Source organism: Candidatus Thiosymbion oneisti, assembly GCF_900092655.1.
In the GTDB taxonomy this organism is placed as follows: Bacteria; Pseudomonadota; Gammaproteobacteria; order Chromatiales; family Chromatiaceae; genus Thiosymbion; species Thiosymbion oneisti.
This window is the reverse complement of the sequence record NZ_FLUY01001544.1, coordinates 1-483: the sequence shown is the minus strand read 5'-3', so window position 1 is coordinate 483 and position 483 is coordinate 1. Positions and strand designations below refer to the sequence as shown.

Sequence of the window (483 nt, the reverse complement as noted above, 5' to 3'; positions counted from 1 at the left end):
CCCGCGCGCGGCCCGCGTCACGCTCGGGTCCGGTGGTCATTCCAACCCTTTCACCCTGGCCCTCCGGCCGGCTCCCATGGCAACTACCGCCCCCTTCGGGTTCAATGCTGACGCCAGCCCTTTCGGACTGGCCCTCACTGCGACTCCCCTCGGGACACCGACCGCCAGTCAGACAGCGCTCCCCGGATACGAACTTGAACTTTCCGGGCACACCCGCCGCCTTTACCCTCTCCCCGGGACCTGGCGGCCTTCGTCAGCTGATGCTGACGCGCCCGCGGACCACGCCTTCTCTGCGATTTCTGTTCGTCGGCTCGCACGTTTGCACTCGGGCTTCCTTCCGACATCCCCGCGCCGGTTTGCCCTTGCCGTCGGCTCGTCGTTACCGTCGTCTCAACGACCATTCAGGTACTCCTACACGGGACTTACACCCCATCCGTTCATGCCCATGCCGGGCGTACATCCAAAGCGGCGGCCGGATTGTGC

At 66.0% G+C, this 483-nt stretch carries 1 protein-coding gene; it reads right to left on the bottom strand.

All coding sequences use genetic code 11. The features are described from left to right. The coding region (locus BQ17_RS22860; protein ID WP_218068304.1) for a hypothetical protein at window positions 1-211 on the bottom strand (211 nt) is incomplete at its 3' end. Window positions 212-483 lie beyond the last annotated feature (272 nt).